We start from the raw sequence: 15636 nt of genomic DNA, 5'->3' as shown, positions 1-15636 counted from the left end.
CCCCGGTGTATGCCGCGAGGCGACCGGCGATCCATCAATCGACCATGTCTTGGATGGAAACGCCGTCCTCTCCATCCACTTCCATGACGCGGACAGAGATCACTTCTCTTTTGGAGGTGGGCACGTTCTTGCCCACATAGTCGGCCCGGATGGGCAGTTCCCGGTGGCCCCGGTCGATCAGGACGGCCAGTTGGATCACCTGGGGACGGCCGATGTCGATCAGAGCGTCCAGGGCGGCCCGCACGGTGCGGCCCGTATAGAGCACGTCGTCGACGAGGACGACCTTTTTGCCGTTGAGAGAGAAAGGAACCTCAGTCTTATGAATGACGGGTTGCACATCGAGGGTCGTCAGGTCGTCCCGGTAGAGGGTGATGTCCAGCGCGCCAAGGGGCACTGTTGTCCCCTCAATCTCCTGGATTTTCTCCTGCAGCCGTTTGGCCAGCGGGACGCCGCGCCGCCGGATGCCGACAAGGGCCAGGTTTTCGATGCCCTCGTTCTTTTCCAGGATCTCATGGGCGATGCGGGTGATGGCGCGACGGATAGCGTCGTCATCCATCAGCAGGGCTTTGTTGAGGAGCTTCATCCTGGGTCCTCCTTTCGCGTCGGGGGAAAGCAAAAAAGCCTATCCCCACCGTCACCGGCAAAGATAGGCTTATCGTCTCATGCAAGGAAGCGCCTTTTACCCGAGGCAAAACCTGCCTGCAAGCGAAGCGCGCACGTATGTCCTACACTCACGATTCCCAACCTTGCCGGCCTCACGGGACCGAATTAAAGGGGGGTTCCTGTTCCTGATTAGTATACCTTGAAAGGTCGAATTTTGTCAACGGTGAGTCCTTGTGGGTCGCCTGAGTCGCTAGATTCGTTTGGTCCGATTGATTTACTTGGTCCCTTTGATTTGTTTGGTTTGTCTGAAGCGCTTCGAGCACCTGTACGAAAGATGCCGGCGGGTCTGCCTGAAATTGCGCGGGTTCTCCGCTGCGAGGATGGACGAATTCGAGCTTCCAAGCGTGGAGCGCCTGCCCGGTGAGACCAAAAGCCACCTTGCGAGGGCCGTACTTGGGGTCGCCGGCGACGGGGTGACCGATATGGGCGAGGTGGACGCGGATCTGGTGGGTCCGTCCCGTCTCTAAACGGCAGTGGAGCAGGCTAAAGCCCTGTTCGGGGTAGCGGGCCAGAACGCGAAAATGGGTGACGGCGCTTTTTCCGCCGGCGATGACGGCCATGCGCTGGCGGTCTTTCGGATCGCGGCCGATGGGCGCCTCGACCCGGCCCGTTTCCGCGCCGATGACACCGTGAACGATGGCAAGGTACTCGCGGCGCACCCGGTGGTCCTTCACCTGCTCTGTCAGGTGGATGTGGGCGCGATCGTTTTTCGCGACCACCAGCAGGCCGGAGGTATCCTTGTCGATACGATGGACGATACCGGGCCGCAGTTCGCCGTTGATCCCTGACAGGTCTTTGATGTGGTAGAGCAGCGCATTGACGAGTGTGCCCTGCCAGTGACCCTCAGACGGGTGGACGACGAGGCCGGCCGGTTTGTTGATCACGGCGATGTCGGCGTCCTGGAAGACAATCTCCAGCGGGATGTCCTCCGGGAGGATCTCCACTGCTTCCGGCGCAGGCGGCGCCACCTCGATCACATCGCCGGGACGCAGGCGGTAGTTGGCTTTCAATGGCCCCCCGTCCAGGGTGACGAGGCCCTCTTTGATCCAGTTCTGGCCGTGGGAGCGCGAGGGCACAAGCCCCTTCTGCACCAGCCAGACATCAACGCGACTGTCGGCCTCTGCCGGCGTGACGGACAGACGGACCAGTTCGGGCCGTTGGGGGTTGCCGGGTTCGCCCCCCTCCAAATCAACCTCAAGGTCCAATTCCTCTGTCGCCAAGTCAGGGGCATTTGGGGCCTGGCTATTTGGGGATTCTATCCTTTTAAAAGGCATGGCGTTCTGGCTCCATTCCTACAGAATCCAGCGCTCCCTAGCGCAACTCGAGTCAGCATCTTATCAATGGCGCGAAACTCAACCGTTTTTTCTAAATTATTCGCCGGAGCCTGTCGACTCGCTGGACGGCACAGGCTTTTTCTCCTCATCCGGCGCAAGCAACAGGCTGAGCATGATCAGCCCCACGCCGATAGAGATGGCCGTATCGGCCACATTGAAGACAGGCCAGACGCGAAAGTCAAAAAAATCGATGACCAGGCCCGTGCGGATCCGGTCGATCAGGTTGCCCACAGCGCCGCCGGCTTGCAGGGCCAGACCCAGGCGCATCCAGATCTGATCCTCCGGCACGCGGCGATAAAAATACAAAATGCCGCCGACGACGACCAGTGTGACGGCGATAAAAAAGACGGTCTTGTTGGCCAGCATGCCGAAGGCGGCGCCGGGATTGAGGACGTAGGTCAGGTGAAATATGTTGGGGATGAGCGGAATCGATTCATGCTCCGCCATCTTTGCCTGCACGATGACTTTGGTCAATTGGTCGACGGCGATCGTCGATAGCAGGATCATCCAGAAAACACTGTTCCCGATCCGTCTAGACGCCCCGTGGCTCATGGCCCAGTCCCTCCTTTTCCAGAGTGCCCAATCTGAAACATTTTAGCACGCAGGGGCCGGGGGCGCAACCGACGCGACAAAGGCCAGCCTTGCGGCTGACCTCTGTATGGTAAAACCTATCGGCCGGAATCTTGAAGCGCGCCTTGTTGGGCGTCGGATCCGGCAGAACGGGCCAGGGTAGCGGAAACGCCGTTGCTCTGGGCCAGTTGTTGCTCGGCCAGTTGGACCATCTTCTTGGTCATGAAACCACCGATGGAACCAACCTCACGAGTGGTCATGTTTTCCCAGCCGGCGCTTTGAACCTTGTTGGCCAGGCCGATTTCGGCGGCCACTTCATACTTGAAGCGGTCCAGCGCGCCTTGCGCCCCAGGGAATACGGCTTTGTTCCGGTTCGGCATTCTTGTTCTTCACCTCCTCCCGTGCTGGTCTAGGCATAGAATGTCTCATCAGAGGCCTCTTCATATTATGAAGCTCCTGTTAAAATCCATAGACCTTGCCGCGCCGCCCATGCCGTGACAGCGCTGGGATGATTTTAAAAACATAAAAGCCGGCGCAAGGCCGGCCTACAGGCGATGGGGTCCCTCTTCGTCATCGACGCCATCCATGTCCTGATAAAAGACACCATCTTTCCCCTTTTCGACAGGGATCATCTCGATGGCTTCGGTCCCTCCGACCCGCTCGAAGTGGTTGGGCGCGATCTTGGGGTACTCGGGCGTGAACTCAATATCGCTCGGCGTGTCGGAACTGCCATACTGGGCCAGGATCTGCCAGGTGTCCTCGCCATCGAACATAGTCGGGTCGTTTTCGTCGCGGTCCGTCCCATGCTCACCAATGGAAAAGAGGTTGTCCGAGTTCCCTCCCCAAGGGTAGGGGGCCACGTCCTCTTCAATGGGACGGGGATGGCGATCCGGGTGCAACTCCTCTTCATGGCTCTGGCATTCGATGCAGAGCGTCGCCGTCGGCACGGCCTCCATCCGCTCATCAGGGATTCTTTGATGGCATTTTTCGCAGATCCCGTAGATGCCCTCGCTGATGCGCCGCTTGGCGTTGGCGATCTCGTCCAGTTCCCGGCTGTAGCGGTCCCGCGTCCCTAGGTCCTTGCCCCGCTCGTAGACCTCGCTGCCCACATCGGCGGGGTGGTTGTCATAGAGGCTCAATTCCTGGATCGATTCGCCCATCGATTCCCCCAGGGCGTCCTGGGTCATGTGGGTCAGTTGGTCCCGGATGTCCGTCTCCATCGCATTGAGCCGCCACCAGGCGGCCTCATGGCTGTCCGGCATCGGTATCCCCTCTTTCCCCTATTCATTTTCATTTGAAAAAGGGCAAACTGCCTGTGCGGCCCATTTGCCTCAGTGTTGGATCCTTATTTACATGCCCAATTGGGTCTGGACCATGCGGACCACCTCGGCGATGAACCCGCCGATGAGCGGCAGGTTAAGCACCACCAATTCGCGCAGGATCAGCACGGCCACCGCGCCGAGGACCGTAAAGCCGACAGTCATGCCCAGGCCGCGCGCCAGTCCAGCCAGAAAGTTCAGGTATAAGAGACGTTTCGGGTCGTTAAAGAGGTCGACGTACTCAGCCACGCGGATCTTTTCCATGTCGACGGCCAGCATGGCGATCCGCTCGTTGAGCGATTCGACGAGCCGCCTGTCGACCTGCGGTTCTTCTCTTTCCATTTTGCCCACCTGCCTGGGGATAGTATGTGCCAAGATTTTACTGCTCATGAAAGGCCAATGGTTTTGGGTTGGTGCTCCTTTGCAAGAGGAGCACCAACCCTTGAGACGCCGGGAAGGCTACATTGGCAACGTCGGGAGTGATTTCATTAAAAAGTTTAGTCCGACCCAGATTGCCAGCGTAACAAGACCGTATACCGGGTTTTTTTAACAGGTCATTGCTAATAAGCTTAAAACCTCTCGCTCTTCCAGCCCGGTATTGAAAAATCTCCAAAAAATTTGGGCTACTGAGCAAAAGGAAGCTACATGGGGTGCATAACGACCAGTCCAGAAATAAAAAAGCTGCCTCTCTCGTTGAAAGGCAGCCAGCTAAGTTAATTGGAATTAGCGATCTCAGAATTAGGAATTTATGGAGAATACACTTTAGTTGTTCAACGCCTGCAACGGCGCCGGAATCCTCCCGCCCCTCGCCACAAAGGAAGCGGCGCTGAAGCCGTGAACCGGCATGACCGGCGCGTGGCCGAGGAGTCCGCCGAACTCCACATGGTCGCCCACCTTTTTGCCGGGCACAGGGATGATGCGGACGGCTGTCGTCTTGCGGTTGATCATGCCGATGGCCGCTTCGTCGGCGATGATGGCCGAGATCGTCTCGGCCGGCGTGTCGCCGGGGACGGCGATCATGTCGAGGCCGACAGAGCAGACACAGGTCATCGCTTCGAGCTTGTCCAGGGTCAGCGCACCCGCCTCGACGGCGGCGATCATACCGGCATCTTCGCTGACAGGGATGAAGGCGCCCGACAAGCCGCCCACGTAGGAGGAGGCCATGGCGCCGCCCTTTTTCACGGCGTCGTTCAACAAGGCCAGGGCGGCCGTCGTGCCGTGGGTGCCGCAGCGCTCCAGCCCCATCGCTTCTAGGATGTCGGCGACGCTGTCGCCGATGGCCGGCGTCGGCGCCAGGGAGAGGTCGACGATGCCGAAGGGCACGCCGAGCCGTTCCGAAGCCGCCCGGCCGACCAGTTCTCCCATGCGGGTGATCTTGAAGGCCGTCTGCTTGATGATCGTGGCCAATTCGCCGAAGTCACAGCCCGGCTTTTTGCGGACGGCGTTCAAGACGACGCCGGGGCCGCTGACACCCACGTTGATGACACACTCCGGTTCGCCGACGCCGTGGAATGCGCCCGCCATGAAGGGGTTGTCCTCAGGGACGTTGCAGAAGACGACCAACTTGGCGCAGCCCAGACCGTCTCGGTCGGCCGTCGCCTCGGCGGTAGCCTTGACGATGCGGCCCATGAGCGCCACCGCATCCATGTTGATGCCGGCCTTGGTGGTGGCGATGTTGATCGAGGCGCAGACGCGCTCGGTGACGGCCAAGGCTTCCGGGAGCGACTCGATCAGCGCCCGGTCGCCAGGGGTCATTCCCTTATGAACGAGGGCAGAGTAGCCGCCGATGAAGTTCACACCCACCGTCTTGGCAGCATCATCGAGGGCTTTGGCAACAGTGACATACCCGTCCAGGCCCATGCTCTCTGCGATCAAGGAGATGGGGGTGACGGAGATGCGCTTGTTGATGATGGGAATGCCGTAGCGGCCTTCGATCTCTTCCCCGGTCTTAACCAGGTCGCCGGCCATGCGAGTCACCTTGTCATAGACAGCCTTGGCCGTCGACGCCGCATCGGTGCGGCAACAGTCACGCAGGGAGATCCCCATGGTGATGGTGCGGATGTCCAGATTCTCCATCTGGACCATGCGGATCGTCTCCATAATTTCCTGGGGTGATATGGAAAGGGGCATGAGCAAAACCCTCCCGACCGGTTAAATAAAAAAATCAGATGCGATGCATGAATTTGAAGATATCCTCATGTTGGGCCATGATCTGGACGCCCAGTTCCTTGCCCTTCTCTTCGAGCGACTTGCGGAGTTGTTCAAAGCTGGCTTTGGCGTCGTTCATGTCGATGACCATGATCATCGTGAAAAATTCGCCTTGCAGGATCGTCTGGCTGATATCGAGGATATTCGCGCCGGCGTCGGCGATGATGGTGGCGACGCTGGCGATGATCCCCACCCGGTCCGCGCCGATGACCGTGACGATGACACGGTTGTCCTTTTTCTCTGGCATGATTTTTCCACTCCTTGCAAATCAGGGGCGCCGCCCCCGGGAATACCCATTTCGAGGTATTTCCTTATTATTCGGGGCGGCGCCGTCATCTCCTGCCTAATGTCTATTTTTGTCGAATTGCGAATAGCGGCGTGAAAGAAGCATCTCTTTCACCGCCGCTATCCGGCACTGCCCATTTTGGCACTAACCGATTTTAAATCAGCATTTTGACGATCTGCCCGTTCTTGATCACCGCCGCGTTGGCCTCGTCAGTGTCCACGTGCATCTCGGCGGCAAAGGTTTCGTGGACGCGGATCAACACATGGTCGAAGCGCAACCCCCGGGAGCCGCCCACCTCAACGGCGATGCGGTCTTTGTCTTTCAGGCCCAATCGCGCCGCCTCGCCGGTGCTGAAGTGGATGTGGCGGGCCGCCACGATGGCCCCTTCCTTGAGGGACACCTGCCCTTGCGGCCCCACCAGGGTGATCCCCGGCGTCTCGGCCAGATCGCCTGAGTCGCGGATGACGGGCGGGATCCCCAGTTTATAGCAGTCCGTCACCGACACCTCAACCTGGGACTGTTTGCGCAGCGGCATGAGCAATCGAACGCCCTCGATCAGTCCCTTGGGCCCCATCAGGGTCAATGTTTCTCGGGCGGCGTATTGCCCCGGCTGGGACAGATCTTTCATCCGTTCGGGCTGGTATCCTTCGCCGAAGAGCCGGACCAGGTCCGCCTCAGACAAGTGCAGGTGCCGGTTGGAGACGCCCACGGTGACCTCTTTTTTTGCTGCATCGAACAAAGGCCTCAGCCCCTTCTGTCATCATCCTCCATCCTGTAGGATGACCGGGGGCGGGCAGTCGCTATGAGTTCACCGGGGCGGTAGCTTGTGGAATTTACCCTTCCAACGCAGCGGCGCAGCGCGAGCAGATGGTCGGACGTTCTTCCGAAGCGCCCACCTCTTCGCTGTAAATCCAGCAGCGCTCGCACTTCTGGCCAGGCGCTTTGACGACCTCGACGGCCAATCCGGCCACGTCGGCCTCACGGAAGGCTCCGGCAGGCGCCGCATCAGGCGCGCCAGCCAGTTCGACCGAGGAAACGATGAAGAAGGTGGCCAGGTCTTCCCCTTCCAGGAAGCTACGTAGGTCGGCGTCGACGTACAACCGCACCTGGGCTTCCAGGGAATGGCCGATGACCTTGGCCTGGCGGGCCGTTTCGAGGGCTTTCGAGACGACGGCGCGGATATCGAGGAGTCGCTCCAGCTTGTCGGCCAGAGCGGCGTCGATGTAGCGGCTGTCGGCTTCCGGCCAACCGGCCGTCTGGACTGTCTTGGCCCGTTCCTTGGCGCCGGGCAGGTAGCCCCAGACTTCTTCGGCGGTGAAGCTGATAAAGGGGGCCAGCATCCGCACGAGGGCGTCAGCCGTATGGTAGAGGACCGTCTGGGCCGACCGGCGCGCCTGCGACTTGGCCGGCGAGGCGTAAAGGCGGTCTTTGATGATATCGAGGTAGATGGCGCTCATGTCGACGGCGCAGAAGTTGTGAACGGCGTGGTAGACCACATGGAACTCATAGTTGCGGCAAGCGGCACTGACGCGCTGGATCAATTTGTGCAGCAGCATCATAGCCCAGCGGTCCAGTTCGGTCATATCTTCGTAGGCCACGGCATCCGCCTTCGGGTCGAAGTCGTAGAGGTTGCCCAGGAAGTAGCGGAAGGTGTTGCGGATCTTGCGGTAACCGTCGGCCGTCTGGCGCATGATGTTCGGCGAGGCGGCTACATCAGTCCGGTAGTCGACGGAGGCGACCCAGAGGCGCAGGATGTCGGCGCCCATGTCTTTGATCACGTCCTGGGGCTCGACGCCGTTGCCAAGGGATTTGGACATCTTGCGACCCTGCTCGTCGACGAGGAAGCCGTGGGTGAGGACGGCCTTGTAGGGCGCCGTCCCTTTGGTGGCCACCGACGTGGAGAGGGACGAGTTGAACCAGCCCCGGTGCTGGTCCGAGCCTTCCAGGTAGAGGTCGGCGGGGAAATGCAGGTCCTTGTGCGTCTCCAGCACGGCCGCATGGGACGAGCCGGAGTCAAACCAGACATCCATGATGTCCGTCTCTTTGCGGAACTTGCCATGGCCGCAGTGGCCGCAGGTCAAGCCCGGCGGGACGAGTTCGTCGGCCTCACGGGCGAACCAGACGTCAGAGCCGTGCTCGCGGAAGAGGTTCTGCACATGGCTGATCGTCTCGTCGTTAATGATCTCCTTGCCGCAGTCAGCGCAGTAGAAGATGGGGATCGGCACGCCCCAGGTGCGCTGGCGCGAGATGCACCAGTCGCCCCGATCGGCGACCATGTTGTAGATGCGGTCGCGGCCCCAGGCCGGGATCCAGCGCACATTGTCGATCGCTTCCAAGGCCTGCTTGCGGAAGCCGTCGATGGAGGCGAACCACTGCTCCGTGGCCCGGAAGAGGATGGGGTGTTTGCAGCGCCAGCAGTGGGGGTACTGGTGCTTGATCTTGCCGGCCCGGATCAAGAGGCCCCGCTGCTTCAGTTCTTCGATGACGGCAGGGTTGGCCTGGGTCGTCGTCATGCCGGCGAACATGCCGCCCTCGGCGGTGAACTTGCCCCGGTTGTCAACGGGCGAGATAACCTCCAAGCCGTACACCTTGCCGACCTGAAAGTCCTCGACGCCATGGCCGGGCGCCGTATGGACGCAACCGGTGCCCTGTTCCAGGGTGACATGCTCGCCCAGGATCAGCAGGGAGTCGCGCTCAAAGAAGGGATGCTGGCAGACGAGGCGCTCCAGGTCTTTGCCGGTGAACTCCTGCTCCACCTGGCCGCCTTCCAGACCGGTGTCAGCCATGAACTTGGCCAGCAGTTCCTTCGCCACGATCAGCCGGTCGCCGCCGAAGCGGACGAGGACATAGGTGAATTCGGGGTGCAAGGTGATGGCCACGTTGGCCGGCAGCGTCCAGGGCGTCGTCGTCCAGATGACCACATAGGCGTCTTTGACGTCAAAGAGGCCTTTCGAATCCTTGACAGGGAACTTGACATAGATGGAGGGCGATTCCTTGTCGGCGTACTCCACCTCCGCCTCAGCCAGGGCGGTCTCACAGGACGCGCACCAGTAGACCGGCTTCAAGCCCTTGTAGATGTAGCCTTTTTTGGCCATCTCTCCGAAGACGCCGATCTGGGCGGCCTCAAAATCCGGCTTCAGCGTGATATAGGGGTTCTCCCAGTCGCCGCGCACGCCGAGCCGTTTGAAACCCTTTCGCTGGATGTCGACATACTTCAGGGCGTACTCCTGGCAGCGGCGGCGGAACTCGACAGTGGAGACGGCGTGGCGGTTCAAGCCCAGAGCCTTGATGGCCTGCTGCTCGATAGGCAAGCCGTGGGTGTCCCAGCCGGGCACATAAGGGGCGTCATAGCCGTCCATGGAGTGGAACTTGACGATGAAGTCCTTGAGCACCTTGTTCAGCGTATGGCCCAGGTGGATCTCGCCGTTGGCGTAGGGCGGGCCGTCGTGGAGGATGAACTTCGGCTTGCCGGCGTTGGCCTTGGCCACCTCCTGGTAAAGGTCGATCTCCTCCCAAAACTTGACGATATCCGGCTCCCGTTTCGGCAGGTTCGCCCGCATGGGAAACTCCGTCTGGGGCAGGTTGAGCGTCTTGCTGTAGTCGGGGCTTTCCTTCCCGTTCACTTGTTTCTCACCTCATTTAAAACTAAAAAACCCTCTCCCCTTATCTGGTAAGGGGCGAGAGTTCCCTCGCGGTGCCACCCTTGATCGTTCCGCTCCGGCGTGTTAAGCAGCTGCGTTTCGGCCATAAAGCTACTCGCTAAAGCGCTCTAAGGCTTTAAAAATCAGCGTTCCTGCCGGGCGGACACCTCTTGTATGCGCATAACGGTCGCTGCCGGCGCCGCTTACTCTTGTTCAGCGGCGCAGCTCCCGGGGGATATGCGGGTAGCGCCCTTGCCCTGGCTTCCACCCTCCCAGGTTCGCTGTCAAGTCGGTCTACACGCACCTGTCCCGTTCAACGCTGTTTGAATGTGTCAACGATCAACCGTTTTTCGCATCAACGGTCCCTGATGATCGATGATTTCTGACGCAAAAATGCGCAAAAATATTATACCGAAAGACAGGTTCAGATGTCAAACCTCTTGCGCAAATCCTCTGCACTGATTCCCTCCACCTCAAGTGTCTTCAGGCGCGATGTCTCCCCCGCCACCAGGCGCACCTGGCTGCGAGAGAGGCCGAGGGTCTTCGCAAAAAACTGCAGGCAGGCGGCGTTCGCCTCGCCGTCGACGGGCGGCGCCGTCAGGCGGACCTTCAGGGCATCGTCCAGGAGACCGCAGACCTCGTTTTTCGACGCCCGCGGCTGCACCCGGATCTTGAAACGAATACAGCCGCCGCGCTGTTCCTGAATCCAGAACATCAGCCGGCCTGACCCTCCCGGTTCGACACAGTGGCATGGGACCAGGGCCTGGCGTCGGCAAAGGGCTCATTCATGCCGGCCATCTCTTCCCAGTCCTCTCCTTTGACCGTCTCCAGTTGGGACAGCAGCATGGCCCTGAACTGGACCCGGAACTGGCGGAACTGGTTGCGCATGTGTTCGTACTGGCGCTCCATCTCCTGCTGTTTCGCCCACGCCGCCGCGACGATCTGTTCTGCCTGGAGCCGGGCCTCCTTCAACCGCAACTCGGCTTCACGCTCGGCCGAAGCCCGCTGTTCGTCGGCTGTCTTCTGGGCCAGCACCAGCGTATTGTTCAAGGTCTCCTCCAGGTGACGGTAACGGAGCAGGTTTTCCTCGCAACGGGCCACCTGTTCCTTCAAGAGGATGTTCTCCTTGTACAATTCTTCGAATGACTGGGCGACCTGGCGCTGGAACTCGTCCACCTCTTCCGTCTTGTAGCCCCAGGCGCCCTTGCGAAACTCCTTCTGGTGGATATCAAGCGGTGTCAGCATCAGTATCCTCCTTCACCGGCAGGCCCCTTTTACCGGCGGCCCCTTACCAGTCAACCACTTCACCTGAGGCCCCTTCAATGGTCAACCTCTTCAACAGTCCGCCCTTAACGATCGGCCGGTTGCCAGACCGTGAGCCGGATGCGTCCTTTCTTCGTCTCGCCGCCGACAATGCGCAGGATGGCTCGTCCAAAACCGCGCAGCGAGAGGATGTCCCCCTCGTCGGCGCTTTTGCTCCCGTCGGTCACCTCGAGGCCGTTCACCTTCAACAATCCCCGTCCGATGGCCTCATCGGCCCGCGAACGTGACAGATGCCAGATAGCGGCAATCAGCGCATCCAATCGCAGGGAGGCGACGGTGATCGTCCGCTCCTCCCCCTCATCGATAAAGGCGGGGACCGCCCCGTCGTCGATGACGCGGATCGTCAGGTCGGACTGGCGGACCTGGCGCCACTGGGCCTCTACATAGCGGGCAACGTCACAGTCGAGCACGACGGCGCAGCCCCGCTCGGTCAGTTTCAGATCGCCCACCTTTTCCCGGCGGATCCCCAACCCGAGCAAGGCGCCAAGGTAGTCGCGGTGGCCGATCTTCTCCCCTTTCCCGACCGGCTCTGCCAGGATCCAGCAGATGCGGCTGTCGGGCCAGTCCTCTTCGTCAGGCAAGAGCACCAGCCGCTGGCGCTCGGCGCCCTCATAGCCCCCGTCGGCGGCATGGGGAACCCCGCCAGTTCCGCGGAGCAGATCCTGAGCCGCCTTGCGCAGGTAGGGCTCCAGAAAATCGGTCACCTGCTGGCGGTGCGTCCGCCGGCACTGCTCCGCCTGATCGGCGATCCGGGCCAGCTTTTCCCGTCCCTCCCCCGGCGGCAGGTGCGAGAATCGTCGTTCACGGGCAGAGTCCATCTAGAAGATCAGTTGGAGCAACACCCGCTCCAGGACCTCCAGCAGGATATAGGCGACGATGGGGGAAAAATCGAGGGGGAGCGAGGCCGGCACAGGGATGATCCGTCGCAGCGGCGACAGGATCGGTTCGGTGAGGTCGTAGATGAAGCGGATGATCGTCCCGTCCGGGTTGTGGGGGAAGTAGGAGAGGATCACCCGGATGACGATGAGAAACTTCAGCACCTCAAAGGCAATGTTGATGATCTGATAGGTCTCGCCGATTCCCAACTAGTCAACCTCCATTTCACGCAAGAACCCGGCGGAAGGGCCGGGTCGTTTCATCGGGAACCTGACAGTTCGCGGGCGCGGCGGGTAGCCGCGTGAACAGCGGCGAAGACAGAGGAACGGAGTCCGCCATCCTCCAGCGCCTGGACGCCGGCGATGGTGGTGCCGCCGGGCGAAGTCACCTTATCGCGCTCCACAGCAGGATGGTTGCCTGTCCGGCGGATCATCTCGGCCGAACCGGCGACGGTCTGCAGCGCCAACCGGCGAGCCAGGTCGCGCGACAGCCCTTCTTTGACCCCGGCGTCGATCAATGCCTCGATGAAGAGGTACACATAAGCCGGGCCGCTCCCGCTTAAGCCCGTCACGGCGTCCAGATACGACTCCGGCAGCACCTCGGCCAGGCCGACGGCCTCCAGGAGTTGGCGCGCCGTCTCCACATCTGTCTCCGAAGTGCCCCGGCCGCCGGACAAGGCCGACGCGCCCATGCCGACAAGGGCCGGTGTGTTCGGCATCACCCGCACGATGGGGATCTCCGGTGAGAGCCAGTGCTCCAGTTGGGCCAGGGTGATCCCGGCGGCGATCGAGATGACCAGGTGATGGAAGAGGATCGCCTTTGCCGCTATGAGCGGCGCCAGCACGGCCGGCAACACCTGGGGCTTGACGGCCAGCACCAGGATGTCGGAACGACGGCAGACTTCCACATTGTCAGGCGTGACGTTGACGCCCAGTTGCGCATGGAGCGAATCGAGGCGCGCCTGCGATACATCAGAAACGGTCAGGCGATCAGCCGGGACATTGGCGAGGAGGCCGCGCAACAGCGCTTCGGCCATGGCCCCGCCGCCGATGAACCCGATCCGGCGCCCTTCCAGTTGGGAAACCTTCAATGATGCCAGACCTCCTAGCCTTTATTGGCCCATGCCAAGGGAGAACGGACAGAAGACAGGTCGTCGCTGGCCACCTCGCCGGAGATATCCACATTGCTCGGCGCAAAGACGAAGATGTTGGCGCCCACCTTCTGCATGGATCCGTTCAAGGCATAGGTGGTGCCGCTGATGAAGTCGATGACCCGCTGGGCCATCTCCCGATCGGCTTTTTCGAGATTGAGGATCACCTGCCGCCGGTTTTTCAGGTGGTCGGCAATGGCCCTCGCCTCATCAAAGGTCTTTGGTTCGCAAACCACAACCTTCAACTCCTTCTTTTGCCGTTCTGTCACCAGACTGACAACAGGAGCCGCCGGCCGTTCGGCCCGCTCAGCCCGTTCTGCGCTCCGCCGGGAAAAAGCCGATTCCCGTTCCTCATTGGAGTGGGTCGCCGCCGGGGCATCATCCATTTCCTCGATCTCATCGCCAAGCCCCATGATGTTGTAAAACTTCTCAACCAGTTTGGCCATCGAAAAAAATCCTCCCCTCTTACGAGCGACCGCCGAACAGGCTGGAGCCGATTCGGACGATGGTCGCTCCTTCTTCGACTGCGACTTCAAAATCGTTGGACATGCCCATGGAAAGATGCCTCATCTCTACCCTTTGTAGCCCTAATTCATCCACTTCGCGAGAAAGTTGATACAGATCGCGGAAAACGGGTCGCGCCTCCTCTGGATCGTCCACGTAAGGCGCCATCGTCATCAATCCGCAGATATGTATGCCCTCGAAGGCCGTTACGTTGCGGATAAAGGAGATCAATTCGCGCCTGTCGACGCCGTGTTTGCTCTCCTCCCCCGCCACGTTGACCTCCACCAGGCAGTCGATGGGACGACCCAACCGAGCGGCCTGGCGGTCGATCGCCTGGGCCAGGGACAGCCTGTCCAGCGAATGGATCAACGCCACTTTGTCGTAGATGTATTTTACTTTATTCGTCTGCAGCGTGCCGATCATATGCCAGCGGACCGGACCACGCACCTGGGGATGCTTATCCAACAGTTCCTGCACCCGGTTCTCCCCCAGCAGGTCGACACCGGCGTCAACAACCTCTTGGATCCGCTCCACCGGCACCGTCTTGGTCACCGCCAGCAACCGGATCGATTCCGGTTCGCGACCGGCGCGCATGGCGGCTTCACGGATTCGTTGGCGCACACGGCCCAAATTTTCCTGCAAATGGCCCATGATCGCTCAATCCCTTCACCACGCTTCGTATTTCGCCGTTCGGCAGGGAAATCCTGCTACTCTTACCTTGAATTCTTACCTATTGCCAGGTTTTTTATTTAATTTCCTGCCCTTCCCGGAGGAGAGCCGGGTTTTGAACAACCAATTCCCCTTCGGCAACCCCATCGATGATCACCTGATCGCCGATGGCCGCTTTCACCTGAACGGGCCGCCATTCGGCCCGGTTTTTCACCGCCAGCCAAACCCCTTTTTCGCCGTTTCGGTCGACCAGCGTGTCCTTGGACAGGAGGATGCCCTTATGGGTCTTGTCCACGATCCGCAGGGGCAACCGGCGCGTTTTGAACACCTCTGCCGGCGGGTTGACCAACTGGATGACGGCCCAGACATCGTCGGTCCCGCGGACCTGCAGGACCTTGCCGTAAAAATTCGGGCCTGCCGCGTTGAGGGTCAGCGTCAGCCGCCGCGAAGGCACCAGCGGTCCACCCAGGTCTTTCACATCGTAATGAGTCAGGAAGTGGGCTTTCTCCACATTGTCGATGACCTTGAACAGCCCCTGCCCCGCCTGGGCCAGTCCATCGGGTGGAATTTCGTAAGGTCTCTCCGCCAGGGTATTCAACTGTTCTGTGCTCAGTTCGTCGAGCGCCCGGGGATCGAGCACCTCTTCCAGACCGTCTAGCCGGTAGACGATCAAGCCGGCTCTCGGCGAGGGCAGGTCTTGCTGGTTGCCCATCTCTTCCCCGACTGGGCTTAAGCCTTTCAGCCGGACGACAGGCGCGCCGACGCGGACGCGATCGCCATCCTTAACCAGCCGCTGCACGTGACCAGCCATCGACGCATGGACAACCCGCTCGTCACGGATCACCCATCCAGGCAGTTCGCGCGTCTCCGCCATTTGTCCCATCTTGGCTGCCTGCAGTTCCACAGTGACCTTGACGAGATAGCCGGTGATCCTGTCTTTCATCCACCAGAGACCGGCCGCTGCGACAGCCAGCAACAGCGCAAGCGCCGCCAGGCGCAGGAGAGCCTGCCGTCTCCGCTGCCGCAATGCCTCTTTTCCCACCGGAACCATCGTCAGCCGGGACATGCCATTTTCCCCCTAGCGCCTAACAAG

The 15636-nt window shown here is 60.6% G+C and carries 18 protein-coding genes; all 18 read right to left on the bottom strand.

Annotated elements, in window-relative coordinates; translation table 11 throughout:
* Nucleotides 1–34: 34 nt before the first annotated feature.
* The 18 genes from pyrR to GTO91_RS04635 all read right to left on the bottom strand — a co-directional run bounded on the left by pyrR (nt 35) and on the right by GTO91_RS04635 (nt 15609).
* Nucleotides 35–583 carry a bifunctional pyr operon transcriptional regulator/uracil phosphoribosyltransferase PyrR gene (gene pyrR / locus GTO91_RS04720; protein ID WP_161255599.1) on the bottom strand — a complete coding sequence of 183 codons (549 nt, stop codon included), beginning with the start codon at nt 581–583 and terminating at the stop codon, nt 35–37.
* 172 nt (nt 584–755) lie between these two features.
* Nucleotides 756–1868, bottom strand: coding sequence for an RluA family pseudouridine synthase (locus GTO91_RS04715; RefSeq protein ID WP_235919116.1), 1113 nt, complete (start codon nt 1866–1868; stop codon nt 756–758).
* Between the two features lie 165 nt (nt 1869–2033).
* Entirely contained in the window at nt 2034–2549 is a 516-nt protein-coding gene (gene lspA, locus GTO91_RS04710; protein ID WP_161255593.1) for a signal peptidase II, read from the bottom strand.
* Between the two features lie 116 nt (nt 2550–2665).
* Entirely contained in the window at nt 2666–2947 is a 282-nt protein-coding gene (locus GTO91_RS04705; protein WP_161255590.1) for an alpha/beta-type small acid-soluble spore protein, read from the bottom strand.
* 165 nt (nt 2948–3112) lie between these two features.
* Complete coding sequence (locus GTO91_RS04700; RefSeq protein WP_161255587.1) at nt 3113–3829, bottom strand: TraR/DksA C4-type zinc finger protein; 717 nt, start codon at nt 3827–3829, stop codon at nt 3113–3115.
* An 87-nt stretch (nt 3830–3916) separates the two neighbouring features.
* Nucleotides 3917–4228: a DUF5665 domain-containing protein gene (locus GTO91_RS04695; protein ID WP_161255584.1), complete on the bottom strand. Its 312-nt coding sequence runs from the start codon at nt 4226–4228 to the stop codon at nt 3917–3919.
* 420 nt (nt 4229–4648) lie between these two features.
* The gene (locus GTO91_RS04690) at nt 4649–6016 is read right to left on the bottom strand and encodes a PFL family protein (RefSeq protein WP_161255581.1); all 1368 of its coding nucleotides are present in this window, start codon (nt 6014–6016) and stop codon (nt 4649–4651) included.
* A 34-nt stretch (nt 6017–6050) separates the two neighbouring features.
* On the bottom strand, nt 6051–6341 hold the full coding sequence (locus GTO91_RS04685) for an ACT domain-containing protein (RefSeq protein WP_161255579.1): 291 nt from the start codon (nt 6339–6341) through the stop codon (nt 6051–6053).
* 193 nt (nt 6342–6534) lie between these two features.
* Complete coding sequence (locus GTO91_RS04680) at nt 6535–7119, bottom strand: phosphate propanoyltransferase (RefSeq protein ID WP_207708967.1); 585 nt, start codon at nt 7117–7119, stop codon at nt 6535–6537.
* Nucleotides 7120–7213: 94 nt separating this feature from the next.
* Nucleotides 7214–9940 (bottom strand): isoleucine--tRNA ligase, encoded by a 2727-nt coding sequence (ileS, locus tag GTO91_RS04675; protein WP_235919170.1) that lies wholly within the window; start codon nt 9938–9940, stop codon nt 7214–7216.
* A gap of 505 nt (nt 9941–10445) precedes the next feature.
* The gene (locus GTO91_RS04670) at nt 10446–10736 is read right to left on the bottom strand and encodes a DUF167 domain-containing protein (protein ID WP_161255572.1); all 291 of its coding nucleotides are present in this window, start codon (nt 10734–10736) and stop codon (nt 10446–10448) included.
* A complete protein-coding gene (locus GTO91_RS04665; protein ID WP_161255569.1) occupies nt 10736–11266 on the bottom strand; it encodes a DivIVA domain-containing protein in 531 nt (176 codons plus the stop codon). Before GTO91_RS04665 ends, GTO91_RS04670 begins: the two co-directional genes overlap by 1 nt.
* A 104-nt stretch (nt 11267–11370) precedes the next feature.
* Nucleotides 11371–12162, bottom strand: a complete 792-nt coding sequence (locus GTO91_RS04660; protein ID WP_161255566.1) for a YlmH family RNA-binding protein — start codon at nt 12160–12162, stop codon at nt 11371–11373.
* Nucleotides 12163–12429, bottom strand: a complete 267-nt coding sequence (locus GTO91_RS04655; RefSeq protein ID WP_161255563.1) for a YggT family protein — start codon at nt 12427–12429, stop codon at nt 12163–12165.
* A gap of 50 nt (nt 12430–12479) precedes the next feature.
* Entirely contained in the window at nt 12480–13310 is an 831-nt protein-coding gene (gene proC, locus GTO91_RS04650) for a pyrroline-5-carboxylate reductase (RefSeq protein ID WP_161255560.1), read from the bottom strand.
* 14 nt (nt 13311–13324) lie between these two features.
* The gene (locus tag GTO91_RS04645; protein WP_161255558.1) at nt 13325–13816 is read right to left on the bottom strand and encodes a cell division protein SepF; all 492 of its coding nucleotides are present in this window, start codon (nt 13814–13816) and stop codon (nt 13325–13327) included.
* Between the two features lie 19 nt (nt 13817–13835).
* Complete coding sequence (locus GTO91_RS04640) at nt 13836–14525, bottom strand: YggS family pyridoxal phosphate-dependent enzyme (RefSeq protein ID WP_161255555.1); 690 nt, start codon at nt 14523–14525, stop codon at nt 13836–13838.
* Between the two features lie 94 nt (nt 14526–14619).
* The gene (locus GTO91_RS04635) at nt 14620–15609 is read right to left on the bottom strand and encodes an HlyD family efflux transporter periplasmic adaptor subunit (protein WP_161255552.1); all 990 of its coding nucleotides are present in this window, start codon (nt 15607–15609) and stop codon (nt 14620–14622) included.
* Nucleotides 15610–15636 lie beyond the last annotated feature (27 nt).

Source organism: Heliomicrobium undosum, assembly GCF_009877425.1.
Classification (GTDB): Bacteria; Bacillota; Desulfitobacteriia; order Heliobacteriales; family Heliobacteriaceae; genus Heliomicrobium; species Heliomicrobium undosum.
The sequence above is the reverse complement of the archived record's forward strand: the minus strand, read 5'-3'. Positions and strand labels throughout refer to the sequence as shown.

What these genes read in the sequence shown, in the direction of transcription:
- GTO91_RS04640 (WP_161255555.1), bottom strand. Translation starts at nt 14,525, where the DNA reads ATGGGCCATTTGCAGGAAAATTTGGGCCGTGTGCGCCAACGAATCCGT.
- GTO91_RS04705 (WP_161255590.1), bottom strand. Translation starts at nt 2,947, where the DNA reads ATGCCGAACCGGAACAAAGCCGTATTCCCTGGGGCGCAAGGCGCGCTG.
- pyrR (WP_161255599.1), bottom strand. Translation starts at nt 583, where the DNA reads ATGAAGCTCCTCAACAAAGCCCTGCTGATGGATGACGACGCTATCCGT.
- GTO91_RS04665 (WP_161255569.1), bottom strand. Translation starts at nt 11,266, where the DNA reads ATGCTGACACCGCTTGATATCCACCAGAAGGAGTTTCGCAAGGGCGCC.
- lspA (WP_161255593.1), bottom strand. Translation starts at nt 2,549, where the DNA reads ATGAGCCACGGGGCGTCTAGACGGATCGGGAACAGTGTTTTCTGGATG.
- GTO91_RS04700 (WP_161255587.1), bottom strand. Translation starts at nt 3,829, where the DNA reads ATGCCGGACAGCCATGAGGCCGCCTGGTGGCGGCTCAATGCGATGGAG.
- GTO91_RS04695 (WP_161255584.1), bottom strand. Translation starts at nt 4,228, where the DNA reads ATGGAAAGAGAAGAACCGCAGGTCGACAGGCGGCTCGTCGAATCGCTC.
- GTO91_RS04660 (WP_161255566.1), bottom strand. Translation starts at nt 12,162, where the DNA reads ATGGACTCTGCCCGTGAACGACGATTCTCGCACCTGCCGCCGGGGGAG.
- GTO91_RS04690 (WP_161255581.1), bottom strand. Translation starts at nt 6,016, where the DNA reads ATGCCCCTTTCCATATCACCCCAGGAAATTATGGAGACGATCCGCATG.
- GTO91_RS04635 (WP_161255552.1), bottom strand. Translation starts at nt 15,609, where the DNA reads ATGTCCCGGCTGACGATGGTTCCGGTGGGAAAAGAGGCATTGCGGCAG.
- GTO91_RS04670 (WP_161255572.1), bottom strand. Translation starts at nt 10,736, where the DNA reads ATGTTCTGGATTCAGGAACAGCGCGGCGGCTGTATTCGTTTCAAGATC.
- GTO91_RS04685 (WP_161255579.1), bottom strand. Translation starts at nt 6,341, where the DNA reads ATGCCAGAGAAAAAGGACAACCGTGTCATCGTCACGGTCATCGGCGCG.
- GTO91_RS04645 (WP_161255558.1), bottom strand. Translation starts at nt 13,816, where the DNA reads ATGGCCAAACTGGTTGAGAAGTTTTACAACATCATGGGGCTTGGCGAT.
- ileS (WP_235919170.1), bottom strand. Translation starts at nt 9,940, where the DNA reads ATGCGGGCGAACCTGCCGAAACGGGAGCCGGATATCGTCAAGTTTTGG.